The 15299-nt window shown below is 60.1% G+C and carries 13 protein-coding genes; 9 read left to right on the top strand and 4 right to left on the bottom strand.

The features are described from left to right. Window positions 1-66 precede the first annotated feature (66 nt). Window positions 67-1785, top strand: a complete 1719-nt coding sequence (locus AC07W5_RS25920; RefSeq protein ID WP_495012486.1) for a C13 family peptidase — start codon at window positions 67-69, stop codon at window positions 1783-1785. 28 nt (window positions 1786-1813) lie between these two features. Further along, window positions 1814-2455 (top strand): oxidoreductase, encoded by a 642-nt coding sequence (locus AC07W5_RS25915; RefSeq protein ID WP_494995014.1) that lies wholly within the window; start codon window positions 1814-1816, stop codon window positions 2453-2455. A gap of 166 nt (window positions 2456-2621) precedes the next feature. Here AC07W5_RS25915 and AC07W5_RS25910 read toward each other — a convergent pair whose 3' ends face one another. From AC07W5_RS25910 to AC07W5_RS25895, 4 genes are all read right to left on the bottom strand, one after another. Beyond that, complete coding sequence (locus AC07W5_RS25910) at window positions 2622-2906, bottom strand: YceK/YidQ family lipoprotein (protein ID WP_494995013.1); 285 nt, start codon at window positions 2904-2906, stop codon at window positions 2622-2624. Further along, on the bottom strand, window positions 2899-3531 hold the full coding sequence (ubiX, locus tag AC07W5_RS25905) for a flavin prenyltransferase UbiX (protein ID WP_494995012.1): 633 nt from the start codon (window positions 3529-3531) through the stop codon (window positions 2899-2901). Before ubiX ends, AC07W5_RS25910 begins: the two co-directional genes overlap by 8 nt. Next, complete coding sequence (mpl, locus tag AC07W5_RS25900; protein WP_494995011.1) at window positions 3528-4877, bottom strand: UDP-N-acetylmuramate:L-alanyl-gamma-D-glutamyl-meso-diaminopimelate ligase; 1350 nt, start codon at window positions 4875-4877, stop codon at window positions 3528-3530. The genes ubiX and mpl overlap by 4 nt, the downstream gene beginning before the upstream one ends. 214 nt (window positions 4878-5091) lie before the next feature. Next, complete coding sequence (locus tag AC07W5_RS25895; RefSeq protein ID WP_495012484.1) at window positions 5092-7008, bottom strand: sigma-54-dependent Fis family transcriptional regulator; 1917 nt, start codon at window positions 7006-7008, stop codon at window positions 5092-5094. Window positions 7009-7354: 346 nt separating this feature from the next. Here AC07W5_RS25895 and exaC point away from each other — a divergent pair, with 346 nt between their 5' ends. From exaC to AC07W5_RS25860, 7 genes are all read left to right on the top strand, one after another. Then, complete coding sequence (gene exaC / locus AC07W5_RS25890) at window positions 7355-8875, top strand: acetaldehyde dehydrogenase ExaC (protein ID WP_494995009.1); 1521 nt, start codon at window positions 7355-7357, stop codon at window positions 8873-8875. 247 nt (window positions 8876-9122) lie between these two features. After that, window positions 9123-10493, top strand: a complete 1371-nt coding sequence (gene eat / locus AC07W5_RS25885) for an ethanolamine permease (protein WP_494995008.1) — start codon at window positions 9123-9125, stop codon at window positions 10491-10493. Window positions 10494-10657: 164 nt separating this feature from the next. Beyond that, on the top strand, window positions 10658-12052 hold the full coding sequence (locus AC07W5_RS25880) for an ethanolamine ammonia-lyase subunit EutB (RefSeq protein ID WP_494995007.1): 1395 nt from the start codon (window positions 10658-10660) through the stop codon (window positions 12050-12052). Window positions 12053-12063: 11 nt separating this feature from the next. After that, window positions 12064-12885 carry an ethanolamine ammonia-lyase subunit EutC gene (gene eutC, locus AC07W5_RS25875; protein WP_495024551.1) on the top strand — a complete coding sequence of 274 codons (822 nt, stop codon included), beginning with the start codon at window positions 12064-12066 and terminating at the stop codon, window positions 12883-12885. Between the two features lie 107 nt (window positions 12886-12992). Further along, a complete protein-coding gene (locus tag AC07W5_RS25870; RefSeq protein WP_494995006.1) occupies window positions 12993-13451 on the top strand; it encodes a GNAT family N-acetyltransferase in 459 nt (152 codons plus the stop codon). Between the two features lie 365 nt (window positions 13452-13816). Next, on the top strand, window positions 13817-14473 hold the full coding sequence (locus AC07W5_RS25865; RefSeq protein WP_494995005.1) for a DedA family protein: 657 nt from the start codon (window positions 13817-13819) through the stop codon (window positions 14471-14473). A 6-nt stretch (window positions 14474-14479) separates the two neighbouring features. Continuing rightward, window positions 14480-15292 (top strand): M90 family metallopeptidase, encoded by an 813-nt coding sequence (locus tag AC07W5_RS25860; RefSeq protein WP_495024550.1) that lies wholly within the window; start codon window positions 14480-14482, stop codon window positions 15290-15292. Window positions 15293-15299: the final 7 nt, after the last annotated feature.

Here is a 15299-nt window from a genome sequence, read left to right as displayed (position 1 = left end):
CCGCGTCTCTATATATCAGACACATAGCTGCGGCATACTCGGTCGCCTAATTGCCCGGATCCTGCTATGCGCTCACTTGCACCCCTCGTTTTAACCCTGTTGCTCACCGCGTGCGGCGACGGCGAATCGCTGTTGCCGCCCGATGCCCGCTTGCCAGATGGCGGGCGCTATCACGGCGATGTGGTCAACGGCTTATTGCAGGGGCAGGGCCGCGTCGATTACCCGAATGGCAGCTGGTACGCCGGTCAGTTCGACAAGGGTCAGTGGCATGGCAAGGGTGAATGGCACGGCAGCAATGGCGAGGTTTACAGCGGGCAGTTCCAGCAAGGCCTGTTCGATGGCCAGGGCACCCTGACCACCAGTGGCAGCAGTTACACCGGCGGTTTCAAGCTGGGTCGTCGCGACGGTGAAGGCACGCTCAAAGAAGACGGCATGACCTACCGCGGCGAGTTCAAGGCCGACCAGTATTCAGGGCTCGGTCGTCTGGAGCTCGAAGACGGTAGTCAATACCAGGGCCAGTTCGCCCATGGCAAACCCAATGGCGAAGGCCAGCGCGGCGATGCCAGCGGCAACCAGTTCACTGGCCATTTCGTCGATGGTCAACTGGAAGGCAACGGCACCTTCAGTAGCGCCGAAGGTGACATGTACATCGGTGGCTTCAAGCAGAACCAGTTGCACGGCAAGGGCCGCTACGAAAACGCCGATGGCGATGTCTGGATCGGCCAGTTCAAAGAAGGTGCACTCAATGGCAAAGGGGAACTGATCGGCGTCGACGGCAGCCATTACATCGGGCAGTTCAGTGACTGGCGCTTCACCGGCCTGGGCCGCTTGAACCTCAGCGATGGCAGTTTCTATATTGGCCAGTTCGATAGCGACAGCTATCAGGGCAACGGCACGCTGGTGCTGCGCGATGGCACCGTGCAAAGCGGTTATTGGGTCAATGGCCAACGGGTGCGTGATGCCGACGGCAAACTATTGCCGGACACGCTGGAACTCGGCTTGCTGGCTCAAGGTCGCCTGCTCGAACAAGCCTTGGCCAACGTGCCCGCGTCCACCCCGGCGGTCGAGTTGTACAGCCTGACGCTGGCCGGTGACGGCAAACAAAGTGTGTTCCTGCGTGAGGCCGACTACGTCAGCAACATGCTCGCCAGCCGCTTTGGCGCCTATGGCCAGATCCGCCTGGTCAACCACCGCGACCACCTTGGTGATCGGCCCATGGCCACCCGAGAGAGTCTGCGGCGTGCGGTCCTGACTCTGGCCGAGCGCAGCGGTCCGGAAGATTTGCTGTTCATTTACCTGACCAGTCACGGCACCCAAGAACACGAGCTGGTGCTGGACCAGCCGCGTCTGGAGCTGGCCGACCTGCCGGCCGACGAGTTGGCCGCAGTGCTCGCACCGCTGAAGAATCGCGACAAGATCATTGTGATCTCGGCCTGTTACTCCGGCGGTTTTATCCCGGCGCTCAAAGATGAGAGAACCTTGATCATGACGGCCTCACGGGCTGACAGGGTGTCCTTTGGCTGCTCGGAAGAAGCTGACTTCACCTACTTCGGCGACGCACTGTTCGCCCAGGCATTGAACCAGACCGACGACCTGCAGCAAGCCTTCGCCCTGGCCAAGGCGACTGTCGCCGCACGCGAGCAGGCAGACAGCTTCGAAGCGTCGGAGCCACAAATCTGGGCGCCCAAGGGCGTCCTCGCGCGCTGGCAGTTGTTGCGTAAACAGCAAGCACGAAAGGCTCTCGAAAGCGCCTCCTTGAACAACAAGGTAACAAAGAGCAACTAAGCTGAAACAGTATCAAGGGGGAAACACTATGTACTTGACGCCTCAGCATGTCTTGCTTGCCGGAGCCACCGGCCTGACCGGTGAACATCTACTCGACCGGCTGCTCAACGAGCCGACAGTCAACCGTGTATTAGCGCCCTCACGCCGGCCGTTGGCCGAGCATCCCCACCTGGAAAATCCGGTGGGTGACCCGGAAGTCTTTCTTCCACAGCTCAGTGGGCGCGTCGATATCGCTTACTGCTGCCTGGGCACCACCATCAAAAAGGCCGGCTCCGAGCAAGCCTTTCGGGCGGTGGACTTCGATCTGGTCGTGGCCTTCGCCAAACGCGCCCGGGAGATGGGTGCGCGGCATCTGATCGTGATCAGCGCCATCGGCGCCGATCGGAGGTCCTCGGTGCTCTACAACAGAGTCAAAGGCGAAATGGAGTATGCCTTGAAGGCCCAGAACTGGCCGCAGTTGACCATCGTGCGCCCTTCCCTGTTGATCGGCGATCGCCTGGAACCGCGCCTGGTGGAACAACTGGCAGCACCGTTTTCCAAGTTGCTCCCCGGTAAATACCACGGTATCGAAGCCTGCCAACTGGCCCGAGCCATGTGGCGCCTGGCGCTGGAAGAGCAGGATGGGGTTCGAATCGTCGAGTCGGATGAGTTGCGCAAACTGGGTAAGTAACAACACAGATCCCGTAGCAGCTGGCGAAGCCTGCGTTCGGCCGCGGAGCGGTCGTGAATGCCATATCGCATTTCTGGGTAGAGATCCAATAGCCTGGATTGCGACCGCTTCGCGGCCGAACGCAGCCTGGCGGCAGCTGCTACGAAAGCGGGTTCGGTGCTCCCCCCTACAACCCACCTGTCGCCTGAAACCCTACCCCCATCACCGTCAACACCGACAGCGGCAACAACAAGGTGTCGAGCAAGGCGCTGGCCGGCAGATCGACGCCCGGGTAGCTCGGGGCCTCGGCGCCGAAACGGTCCATGGCGCAGCAACCGCCCTGCATCGCATACACATCCAGGCGTGTTCCCGAATACACCACTGGCGCGCCCGGCTTGGCAGCATCCAGGGTTCGCGCCGTGGCGCAGCCACCCAATTGCAGGGCGAGGATAATGCTCAATAGCTTATTCATCGCTGCTCAAATGGTGTTCGCCCCAACGCGGCAGCATGTCTTGTGGGATGTTCAGCAGGTTGAGAATCCGCGCCACGACGAAATCGATGAGGTCATCAATGGTCTGTGGCTGGTGATAGAAACCCGGTGATGCAGGCAGGATGGTCACGCCCATGTTCGACAGCTTGAGCATGTTCTCCAGATGGATACTGGAATACGGCGCTTCACGGGGCACCAGAATCAGCTGACGACGCTCCTTCAAGGTGACGTCCGCGGCGCGCTCGATCAGGTTGTTGCATGCGCCCGTGGCGATTGCCGACAAGGTCCCGGTAGAACACGGCACCACCACCATTGCACTCGGCGAACCGGAACCGGAGGCCACAGGTGACATCCAGTCTTCCTTGCCATACACACGAATTTGCCCGGCGGCAGCGCCGGTGTATTCGGTAAGGAAGGCCTGCATCATCTGGGTTTTCGACGGCAGCGAAACATCGGTCTCGGTGGCCATCACCAGTTGCGCGGCCTTTGAGATCAGGAAATGCACCTCGCGATCTTCACGCACCAGGCAGTCGAGCAGGCGCAAGCCGTACTGCGCGCCGGAGGCACCGGTCATCGCCAGTGTGATGCGTTCAGGGCTGTTGCTCATTGCAGTGCCTCGGCCAGTTTGCCGTGCAGGCCACCGAAGCCGCCGTTGCTCATGATCACCACGTGGGTACCGGGTTTGGCCTGACTTTTCACCCGTTCGATGATGCCTTCCAATGAATGGCTGACAATCGACGGCACTGTGCACAACGCTGCGGTAGCGCCCAGATCCCAACCGAGGTTGGCCGGCGAGTACCAGATCACCTGATCGGCATCGACCACGCTTTCCGGCAAACCATCACGGTGCGCGCCGAGTTTCATGGAGTTGGAGCGCGGCTCGATGATCGCAATCAACGGCGCGTCACCGATGCGTTTGCGCAAGCCATCGAGGGTGGTAGCAATCGCCGTCGGGTGGTGGGCGAAGTCGTCGTAGATGGTGACGCCATGGACTTCAGCGACTTTTTCCATTCGTCGCTTGACGCTTTTGAATGCGCTCAACGCGGCGATGCCCATGGATGGCACTACACCGACGTGTCGCGCAGCCGCCAAAGTGGCCAAGGCGTTGGCGACGTTATGCTGGCCGGTCATGCCCCAGTCGACCACACCTTGGGCGACACCGTCGAACATGACCTCGAACTTCGAGCCATCTTCGCTGAGCAGCTTGACCTGCCATTGGCCACCAACACCGGTGGTTTGCACCGGAGTCCAGCAACCCATTTCGATCACTCGCTGCAACGCAGGTTCAGTGGTCGGATAGATCACCAGACCTTCGCTCGGGATGGTCCGCACCAAGTGGTGGAACTGACGTTCGATGGCGGGCAGATCGGGAAAGATGTCAGCGTGATCGAACTCGAGGTTGTTCAGGATCACCGTGCGCGGGCGGTAGTGAACGAACTTGGAGCGCTTGTCGAAGAACGCACTGTCATATTCATCCGCCTCGACCACGAAGAACGGCGTACCGCCCAAGCGTGCCGACACGGCAAAGTTCTGCGGTACACCGCCGATCAGGAAGCCCGGGCTCATCCCGGCGTGCTCCAACACCCAGGCCAGCATGCTGCTGGTGGTGGTTTTGCCGTGAGTTCCTGCAACCGCCAGCACCCAGCGACCTTGCAGCACATGATCGGCCAGCCATTGCGGACCGGAAACATACGGCAGGCCTTTGTTCAGCACGTACTCAACCGCAGGGTTACCACGCGAGAGCGCGTTGCCGATCACCACCAGATCCGGCGCCGGATCGAGTTGGGCGGGATCGTAGCCCTGTGTCAGCTCAATGCCCTGAGCCTGCAATTGAGTGCTCATCGGCGGATAAACGTTGGCATCGGAGCCGGTCACGCGATGACCCAGCTCTTTGGCCAGTACCGCCAACGAGCCCATGAATGTGCCGCAAATACCAAGAATATGAATGTGCATAGTCAACCTCGTAAAACATCGAGGCAGGTTAGCGTAGAGGACCGCAAATCGCACCTTGTGTTTGAGTGATCGTTCCCCTGTGGCGAGGGAGCTTGATCGTTCCCACGCTCCGCGTGGGAATGCCTCAATGGACGCTCTGCGTCCGCTCGTGAATGTGACGCGGAGCGTCACGGGCTGCATTCCCACGCAGAGCGTGGGAACGATCATCTTTTCGCTAGCGCGCTATTCCATGCTTGCGCAGCTTTCTATAAAGGGTATTGCGGCTGACCCCCAACTGTTCGGCAGTATGGGTCATGTGCCAACGCTGCTGTTCCAGGACGTCGAGCAATGCCAGACGCTCGGCGTCATCAAGGGGATGCCCGGAGGACTCTTCGACGGTCGTTAGCGCCAGAACTGGCCGACTCTGCCTGATCATCACCGGCAAATCCTGCAGACCAATCCGCCCGTCGTCGCACAGCGCCGCCAGGGTGCGCAGCACATTACGCAATTGCCGCACATTGCCCGGCCAGGCGAAGTCCAGCAACGCCTGTCGCGCCGGCCCGTCAAGCAATACGTTGTGCTCGCCGGCCTCCTCGGCCAGCAGGAAGTCCAGCAACTGCGATTTGTCGCTACGCTCGCGCAACGCCGGCAAGCCGATCTCCAGGCCGTTGAGCCGGTAATACAAGTCCTCGCGAAAACTGCCGTCCTGCACCCGCTCGAGCAAGTCACGGTGGGTCGCGCTGATAACCCGAACGTTCACCGCCTGCGGCTCGCCGCCGATGGGCACCACCAGCCGGTCCTCCAACACCCTTAACAGACGGGTCTGCAAAGCCAGCGGCATGTCGCCGATTTCATCGAGGAATAAGGTGCCGCCATCGGCCTGTTGCAACTTGCCGCGCATACCTTCTTTGCGCGCTCCGGTGAAACTGCCGCCGCGATAGCCGAACAGTTCGCTCTCAATCAGACTTTCAGGGATCGCCGCGCAATTGAGCGCGACAAAGGCTTTATCCGCCCGTTGACTGGCGTGATGCACAGCCTTGGCGAAGGCTTCTTTACCGGAACCGGTTTCGCCGTTGATCAGCAGCGGTACATCGCGTTCGAACACCCGCAAGGCTTTGCGGAAATCGTTTTGCAACGCTGCATCGCCCAGGCAGATACCAGACAGTCGCGCACGCTCGGCCACCGGCGGAGTCTGTATCACCGGGCTCGGCACACTACGCGGCTGGCCACGCAACACCGCGAACAAGCCGCGCCCGTCACGGGTGCGCAGCGGCCAACTGGCGTTGGCGTTCACACTGGCACGACCGAGCAGTTCATCCAGAGAGCAATCGAAAAAGGCTTCTACCGGCTTGCCAAGCAGCCCGCCGCGCACATGCCCCAGCAGATTCAAGGCACTTTGGTTGACCGCGCTGATCCGCCCTTCCCCATCGAATGCCAGCAGCCCTTCGCTGAACAGGCCAACGGACTCGGCCTGCAAGTGAAAGCGCAGCAACCACTGGTTGTCGAAGTAACGCAGGAAATAACAGCTCTCGATCATCTTTGCCGAGAGATTGACCAGCGCCATGGTGTGGAACTGGCTCTGACGCGAAACGTCATGGCGCGCCGACGACACATCGAGCACCGCCAGCAGCTCACCATGGGGGTCGAACACCGGGCTCGCCGAGCAGGTAAGCCCTGTGTGGCGACCGCGGAAATGTTCGTCCTGATGGATGGTCAGCGACTGGCGCTCCACCAGGCAGGTGCCGATGCCGTTGGTGCCTTCGCAGGCTTCGCTCCAGTCCGCACCGAGCCATAGGCCGGCGCGCTCGAAAATCTTGCGCTCGGCGGGCGCGGTGACGCAGTTGAGGATCACCCCACGCGAATCGGTGAGCAGCACCGCATGACCGGCACCGGAGAGTTGCTGATGGAGGCTGGTCATTTCGTTGCCGGCGATCTGCAGCACTTGCTGCAAACGCTCGCGGCTTTCCAGAACGCGACCATGTTCAAGCACCGTCGGCGCAATACTCAGGGCCGGATCGAGGTGATAGTCCTCAAGGCAACGCAGCCATGAACGGGCAATGGACGGATCGCTACCCGGCCCCTGCAAGTGGGCTTTGCCCTGAGTCACGGTCAGCACCTGTTGGGCGTGCCGACTCAGATGATTGTTCTGCATTTCTTATTATTCTCCCCGTAGGGCCTGGTTCGTTCCCGTAGTAGCTGCCGTAGGCTGCGGCTACAAAGGCGAAGCAAGGCAATCGCGTGAGGCCGAGCATCCTCCAGCGCCGCGAGTATTGCAATGCCGGCCTGACGGGCAAGTCTCAGGTTGTGCCACAAGCGGTACAAACTGTCACAAGACCTGTACCGCCTCTGTCACAAGCTTTGTTCCGCCAGCCCCTGAAAAACCCGTCCCCCCTTGATTTACCTGGCCTGCAAAGCACTGGCCCGACCTTTGCTCTACGCTTATGCAGCGCAACAGCGCGTCCTCCCTTATAAGCACAAAAGCCAAGGAGATACCCATCATGCGTTACGCTCACCCCGGTACTGAAGGCGCTATCGTTTCGTTCAAAAGCAAATACGGTAATTACATCGGTGGCGAATTCGTCGCGCCTGTCAAAGGTCAATACTTCACCAATACCTCGCCGGTAAACGGCCAACCTATCGCAGAATTCCCGCGCTCCACCGCCGAAGATATCGACAAAGCGCTGGACGCCGCCCACGCTGCCGCTGCGGCCTGGGGCAGTACTTCGGCTCAGGCCCGTTCGCTGGTCCTGCTGAAAATTGCCGACCGTATCGAACAGAACCTCGAACTGCTGGCCGTCACCGAAACCTGGGACAACGGCAAAGCCGTGCGCGAAACCCTGAACGCCGACATCCCGCTGGCCGCTGACCACTTCCGTTACTTCGCCGGTTGCCTGCGGGCTCAGGAAGGCAGCGCCGCGGAGATCGATGGCAACACCGTGGCATATCACATTCATGAACCACTGGGCGTGGTCGGGCAGATCATCCCGTGGAACTTCCCGATCCTGATGGCCGCCTGGAAACTCGCCCCGGCCCTGGCTGCCGGTAACTGCGTGGTGCTCAAACCTGCCGAGCAAACCCCGCTGGGCATTACCGTGCTGATGGAGCTGATCGGCGATTTGCTACCACCGGGCGTGCTCAACGTGGTGCAAGGTTTCGGCAAAGAAGCGGGCGAAGCGCTGGCCACCAGCAAACGCATCGCCAAGATCGCCTTCACAGGCTCCACCCCGGTCGGCTCGCACATCATGAAATGCGCGGCCGAAAACATCATTCCGTCGACTGTTGAACTGGGCGGCAAGTCGCCGAACATCTTCTTCGCCGACATCATGCAAGCCGAACCGACCTTCATCGAGAAAGCGGCCGAAGGCCTGGTGCTGGCGTTCTTCAACCAGGGCGAAGTCTGCACCTGCCCATCTCGGGCACTGGTGCAAGAGTCGATCTACGACGACTTCATGAAAGTAGTGATGAAAAAAGTCGAACAGATCAAGCGCGGCGACCCACTGGACACCGACACCATGGTCGGCGCTCAGGCGTCCGAACAGCAATTCGACAAGATCCTGTCCTACCTGGAAATCGCCAAGGGCGAAGGCGCCCAGCTGCTGACCGGCGGCAAGGTGGAAAAACTCGAAGGCAATCTGGCCAGCGGTTACTACATCCAGCCGACCCTGCTCAAGGGCACCAACAAAATGCGCGTGTTCCAGGAAGAAATCTTTGGCCCGGTGGTGAGCATCACCACCTTCAAGGACGAAGCCGAAGCCCTGGCGATTGCCAATGACACCGAGTTCGGCCTTGGCGCCGGCCTCTGGACTCGCGACATCAACCGCGCGTACCGCATGGGCCGGGCGATCAAAGCCGGCCGCGTCTGGACCAACTGCTACCACCTGTACCCGGCTCACGCCGCGTTCGGCGGCTACAAAAAATCCGGTGTCGGTCGTGAAACCCACAAAATGATGCTCGACCACTACCAACAGACCAAAAACCTGTTGGTGAGCTACGACATCAATCCGCTGGGCTTCTTCTAACCCGGCGCGACTTCGCGTAACGGCTATCGCGGGCAAGCCTCGCTCCTACAGGATCAGGTCGTATCAGTAGGAGCCTGGCTTGCCAGCGATGGCGCCTCCATTGACACAACGAACATCGCCCTGCCGCTCTGGCACGGGCATTGCGTGCCTGTTCTACAGATAAGCCGCTGCGTGAACAGCGTCCCCTGACTCAAACAACCGCTACTGAAAGTCCAACAGATCAACAATAAAAATACAGAGAGGACTTATGACTTCTACCACACAGCTCAAACCCACACTCGGCACCCTGCATTTATGGGGCATTGCCGTTGGTCTGGTGATTTCCGGCGAGTACTTCGGCTGGAGCTACGGCTGGGGTACGGCCGGCACACTGGGCTTTCTCGTCACCGCGTTAATGGTGGCGACGATGTACACCTGCTTCATCTTCAGCTTCACCGAATTGACCACCGCCATTCCCCATGCTGGCGGACCGTTTGCCTATAGCCGTCGGGCGTTTGGCGAAAAAGGCGGATTGATCGCCGGGATCGCCACGCTGATCGAGTTCGTCTTTGCGCCACCGGCTATCGCCATGGCCATCGGCGCCTACTTGAACGTGCAATACCCGGATCTGGACCCGAAAGTAGCCGCGGTCGGCGCCTACTTCGTGTTCATGGGCCTGAACATCCTTGGCGTCAGCATTGCCGCGACCTTCGAACTGGTGGTGACCGTTCTGGCGGTGGCCGAGCTACTGGTGTTCATGGGCGTAGTCGCGCCGGGCTTCAGCTTCAGCAACTTCGTGCTTAATGGCTGGTCCGGTTCCAGCGAATTCAGTGCTGCCTCGATCCCCGGCATCTTTGCCGCGATCCCCTTCGCCATCTGGTTCTTCCTGGCCATCGAAGGCGCGGCCATGGCTGCCGAAGAAGCCAAGGACCCGAAACGCACCATTCCACGGGCCTACGTCAGCGGCATTCTGACCCTGGTGTTCCTGGCGATTGGCGTAATGGTGATGGCCGGCGGCGTGGGCGATTGGCGCCAACTGTCGAACATCAACGATCCGCTGCCTCAGGCGATGAAAGCCGTGGTCGGCAACAACTCCAGCTGGATGCACATGTTGGTGTGGATCGGTCTGTTCGGTCTGGTGGCGAGTTTCCATGGCATCATCCTCGGCTACTCGCGGCAATTCTTCGCCCTGGCCCGTGCCGGTTACTTGCCCGCAGGGCTGGCTAAGCTCAACCGCTTCCAAACCCCCCACCGGGCGATTCTGGCTGGCGGCGTGATCGGCATCGCGGCGATCTACAGTGATGGCCTGGTCAACCTGCAAGGCATGACCCTGACTGCGGCGATGATCACCATGTCGGTGTTCGGCGCCATCGTGATGTACATCATCAGTATGCTCAGCCTGTTCAAACTGCGTAAAACCGAGCCGCTGCTGGAGCGTACTTTCCGTGCGCCGGGCTATCCGGTGGTCCCGGCGATCGCGCTGTTCCTGGCGGTGGTGTGTCTGGTGGCGATGGCCTGGTTCAACACGCTGATCGGTTTGATCTTCCTGGGTTTCATGGCGGCAGGCTTCATTTACTTCCAGCTGACCGCCAAACAACGTTCCGACGCCCCGGCTGACGCCATGCTGACAGGAATCTAAGATGCACCTGCGCCGGGCGGATCCCCGGCGCATGCCCTATGTAGGAGCGAGCTTGCTCGCGATGAGGCCGTCACATTCAACATCAATGTTGACTGACAGGCCGCAATCGCGAGCAAGCTCGCTCCTACAGAGAACACTTCACAGAAATCAGGAGGACACCGCCCATGGCCGCATTTGCCCATACCGTCGGCGCCCAGACCTACCGCTTCGACAGCCTCAAAGAAGTCATGGCCAAGGCCAGCCCGGCGCGCTCCGGGGACTTTCTGGCCGGCGTCGCCGCCCTCAACGATGGCGAACGGGTCGCTGCGCAGATGGCCCTTGCTGACATCCCGCTCAAGCATTTTCTCGAAGAAGTGCTGATCCCTTATGAAAGCGATGAAGTCACCCGACTGATCATCGACAGCCACAATAGCGCAGCTTTTGCCGTGGTCAGCCACCTCACCGTCGGCGGCTTTCGCGATTGGCTGCTCAGCGACGCGGCCGACGAACACAGCCTGCGCGCCCTGGCGCCGGGCCTGACCCCGGAAATGGCCGCCGCCGTATCGAAGATCATGCGCGTGCAGGATCTGGTGCTGGTGGCGCAGAAGATCCGCGTCGTGACCCAGTTTCGCGGCACCATGGGCCTGCGCGGGCGCCTGTCCACCCGCCTGCAACCCAACCACCCGACCGACGCGCCGGCCGGGATCGCCGCAAGCATCCTCGACGGCCTGCTCTACGGTAACGGTGACGCAATGATCGGCATCAACCCGGCCACCGACAGCATCGCCTCGATCTGCACCATGCTGGAAATGCTCGACGCGATCATTCAGCGTTACGAAATCCCCACCCAGGCCTGCGTGCTGACCCACGTCACCACCTCCATCGAGGCGATCAACCGTGGCGTGCCGCTGGATCTGGTGTTCCAGTCGATTGCCGGCACCGAAGCGGCCAACGCCAGTTTCGGGATCAATCTGAATGTCTTGCAGGAAGGCTACGACGCCGGTTTGAGCCTGAACCGCGGGACGCTGGGACAGAACCTGATGTATTTCGAGACCGGCCAGGGCAGCGCCCTGTCAGCCAACGCCCACCATGGTATCGACCAGCAAACCTGCGAAACCCGCGCCTATGCCGTGGCACGGCATTTTAAACCGTTTCTGGTGAACACCGTGGTCGGCTTCATCGGCCCGGAATACCTCTATAACGGTAAGCAGATCATCCGCGCCGGGCTGGAAGATCACTTCTGCGGCAAGCTGCTGGGCGTGCCAATGGGTTGCGACATCTGCTACACCAACCATGCCGAAGCCGACCAGGACGACATGGACACCCTGCTGACCTTGCTCGGCGTGGCCGGGATCAACTTCATCATGGGTATCCCCGGCTCCGACGACATCATGCTCAACTACCAGACCACCTCGTTCCACGACGCGCTCTATGCCCGGCAGACCCTGGGCCTGAAGCCGGCACCGGAATTCGAGCGATGGCTGGCGCACATGGGCATCTTTACTCAGGCTGATGGCAAGGTGCATTTCGGCAACAGCCTGCCGCCAGCCTTCCGCCAGGCTATGGCGCAACTGGGATGAGTGATCGAGTGATGGATAAACCGCCTACCGATAGCCAGAATCCGTGGCTGGAACTGCGTCGCCTGACCCCGGCACGGATCGCCCTCGGCCGCACCGGCACCAGCCTGCCGACCGGTGCGCAACTGGACTTCCAATACGCCCACGCCCAGGCCCGCGATGCGGTGCATCTGCCCTTCGATCATGCCGGGCTCAGCACGCAACTGGCCGAACGCGGGCGCGACAGCTTGTTGCTCCACAGTGCCGCCACCGATCGCAACAGCTATCTGCAACGTCCCGACCTCGGCCGACGACTGAGCAACGAGTCGGCACAAAAGCTGCAAGATTATGCGGTGGAACACCCCGGTGGCGTGGATCTGGCCGTGGTAGTGGCTGATGGCCTCTCGGCGCTGGCCGTGCATCGGCATACCCTGCCGTTTCTGGCGCGCTTGGAGGAGCAGGCCGTGGCCGAAGGTTGGTCGTTGTCTCCCGTGATGCTGGTGGAACAGGGCCGGGTCGCGGTGGCCGATGAAATCGGTGAACTGCTGGGTGCAAAAATGGTGGTCATTCTGATCGGTGAACGCCCGGGCCTCAGCTCGCCGGACAGTCTCGGTCTGTACTTCACCTATAATCCCAAGATCGGCCTGACTGACGCCTACCGAAATTGCATCTCCAATGTCCGGCTGGAAGGGTTAAGTTATGGAATGGCCGCCCATCGCTTGCTGTATTTGATGCGTGAGGCCTGTCGCCGGCAGCTGTCGGGGGTTAATTTAAAGGACGAAGCACAAGTTCATACATTGGATTCGGACGCAGCCGTACACTCAAATGGCAACTTCCTACTTCCAAAACAGGTGTAATTGACGGCATCCTGATTGCGCTTTTTACAGGCCTTAGGCAGCATCGAACCACGGCTGCCCGAGTAATGCCCTGTTTGCCGTCTACCCACTTGAAGTTGAGGCTTATCATGCGGATTACTCAAGCGACCCTGGAACATCTGGACCTGCTGACCCCACTGTTCGTCAAATATCGCGAGTTCTATGGCTCGCTACCGTTTCCCGACTCCTCCCGTGCCTTTCTTGAAAAACGTCTGCGGCGCAAGGAATCGGTGATCTACCTGGCCCTGTCCGATGAAGACAACAGCAAGTTGCTGGGTTTCTGTCAGTTGTATCCGAGCTTCTCTTCCCTCTCGCTAAAACGTGTGTGGATCCTCAACGACATTTATGTCGCCGAAGACGCCCGCCGACAACTGGTGGCCGATAACCTGATCCGCACCGCAAAAAAAATGGCCAAGGAAACCCATGCCGTACGCATGCGGGTCTCCACCAGCAGCAACAACGAAGTGGCGCAGAAAACCTACGAATCCATCGGTTTTCGCGAAGACACCGAGTTCAAGAACTACATACTGCCCATCAGCGAAGATTGAAACGCAAGCCCTGTGGCGAGGGAGCTTGCTCCCGCTGGACCGGGGCGCGCTCGTCCGCGAAGCGGTCCTGAAGTCAGACAATGAATTCGCTCGGTCAGAACCCGTGTTCCGGTTTTACGATTGTTTTGCCCGAGCGCGGACCGACTGGCGGCGGCAGGCCCCTCGCCACGGTAAATAGTCAAATGCCCGGAAGTCCGCGTTGCATCCTCGACATTCCCCGCTACAAACTCAACACGCAATTCACATCTGAAATCGTATAATGCCGACCTTCCCGGGCCGTAAGAAAAACTACACCTTCCTGTAGTCTCATTGCCCAAAGCCTCGCACAGGCCTGCTGAGTCGGGCCATCACCACAGGTGCCATCCATGGATTTCAACCCGCTCGACCTGATTCTGCATCTCGATGTCTATCTCGATTTGCTGGTAACCAACTACGGGTCATGGATATACGCCATCCTGTTTATGGTGATCTTCTGCGAAACCGGTCTGGTGGTCACACCGTTTCTGCCGGGCGATTCGCTGCTGTTCATCGCCGGCGCCGTAGCCGCTGGTGGCGGTATGGACCCGGTGCTGCTGGGCGGACTGCTAATGCTGGCGGCGATCCTCGGTGACAGCACCAATTACGTGATTGGTCGAACAGCCGGCGAACGCTTGTTCAGCAACCCGAACTCGAAAATCTTCCGCCGCGACTATCTGCAGCAAACCCACGACTTCTACGATAAGCACGGCGGCAAGACCGTGACTCTGGCGCGCTTCCTGCCGATCATTCGGACCTTCGCTCCGTTCGTCGCCGGCGTCGCCAAAATGCCTTACTCGCGATTCGTCTCTTTCAGCGTTGCCGGCACCATTCTTTGGGTCGGCGGGCTGGTCACCCTGGGCTATTTCTTCGGCAACGTGCCATTCATCAAGAAGAACCTTTCGCTGCTGGTCGTCGCAATTATCTTGCTGTCACTGCTGCCGATGATCATCAGTGTCGTACGCAACCGCCTCAACCGTTCGACCTCAAAAGCCGAATCACGCTGAACGTCCATGTGGTCGCTCAGCGCCTGGCGCCGGCGGCGCACATTGGCCAAACATCCCGTTGCCCCTGAAATGTGGCAGCGGGTGCGTCAGCACCTGAGCTTTCTCGATGGTTTGAGCGGCGCCGAAGACCAATGGCTGCGCGAGTCCAGCGTGTTGTTCCTGCAAGACAAGCACCTGACCACGTTGTCGGGTGTTGAACTTCACCAAGAGCAACGCCTGCTGCTCGCCGCACAGGCGCAATTACCGCTGCTGCATCTGGGCGATCTGAATTGGTATCAGGGTTTTCACGAAATCGTGCTTTACCCCGACGACTTCCTCAGCCCGCAGCGTCATCGCGATGCCAGTGGCGTCGTCCATGAGTGGGACGGCGAGCACAGCGGTGAAGCCTGGCAACAGGGGCCGATCATTCTGGCCTGGCCGGGCGTGATGGCCAGTGGTGGCTGGGAAGGCTACAACCTGGTGATCCACGAACTGGCGCACAAACTCGACATGCTCAACGGCGACGCCAACGGCCTGCCGCCGCTGCACAGCGACATGCGCGTCAGTGACTGGGCGAAGGTGATGCAACACGCCTACGACGACCTCAATCGCCAACTGGATCGCCACCCGCACGTAGACTCCGTCATCGACCCATATGCAGCGGAAAATCCGGCCGAATTTTTCGCCGTCACCAGCGAATACTTCTTCAGCGCCCCGGATTTGCTGCACCAGGCTTACCCACAGGTCTATCAGCAACTACAGTTGTTTTACCGTCAGGACCCGCTGGCCAGGCTCAAGCAACTGCAAGCCACACATCCGGCTTACCAGACATACGACTAAGGTCTAC

It is taken from the genome of Pseudomonas sp. GW821-FHT01E05, assembly GCF_059422425.1.
The sequence above is the reverse complement of the archived record's forward strand: the minus strand, read 5'-3'. Positions and strand labels throughout refer to the sequence as shown.

Coding starts and splice junctions, on each gene's coding strand:
- eutC (WP_495024551.1), top strand. CDS start 12,064: ATGGATAAACCGCCTACCGATAGCCAGAATCCGTGGCTGGAACTGCGT.
- AC07W5_RS25860 (WP_495024550.1), top strand. CDS start 14,480: ATGTGGTCGCTCAGCGCCTGGCGCCGGCGGCGCACATTGGCCAAACAT.
- AC07W5_RS25865 (WP_494995005.1), top strand. CDS start 13,817: ATGGATTTCAACCCGCTCGACCTGATTCTGCATCTCGATGTCTATCTC.
- AC07W5_RS25915 (WP_494995014.1), top strand. CDS start 1,814: ATGTACTTGACGCCTCAGCATGTCTTGCTTGCCGGAGCCACCGGCCTG.
- ubiX (WP_494995012.1), bottom strand. CDS start 3,531: ATGAGCAACAGCCCTGAACGCATCACACTGGCGATGACCGGTGCCTCC.
- mpl (WP_494995011.1), bottom strand. CDS start 4,877: ATGCACATTCATATTCTTGGTATTTGCGGCACATTCATGGGCTCGTTG.
- AC07W5_RS25870 (WP_494995006.1), top strand. CDS start 12,993: ATGCGGATTACTCAAGCGACCCTGGAACATCTGGACCTGCTGACCCCA.
- AC07W5_RS25920 (WP_495012486.1), top strand. CDS start 67: ATGCGCTCACTTGCACCCCTCGTTTTAACCCTGTTGCTCACCGCGTGC.
- exaC (WP_494995009.1), top strand. CDS start 7,355: ATGCGTTACGCTCACCCCGGTACTGAAGGCGCTATCGTTTCGTTCAAA.
- eat (WP_494995008.1), top strand. CDS start 9,123: ATGACTTCTACCACACAGCTCAAACCCACACTCGGCACCCTGCATTTA.
- AC07W5_RS25895 (WP_495012484.1), bottom strand. CDS start 7,008: ATGCAGAACAATCATCTGAGTCGGCACGCCCAACAGGTGCTGACCGTG.
- AC07W5_RS25880 (WP_494995007.1), top strand. CDS start 10,658: ATGGCCGCATTTGCCCATACCGTCGGCGCCCAGACCTACCGCTTCGAC.
- AC07W5_RS25910 (WP_494995013.1), bottom strand. CDS start 2,906: ATGAATAAGCTATTGAGCATTATCCTCGCCCTGCAATTGGGTGGCTGC.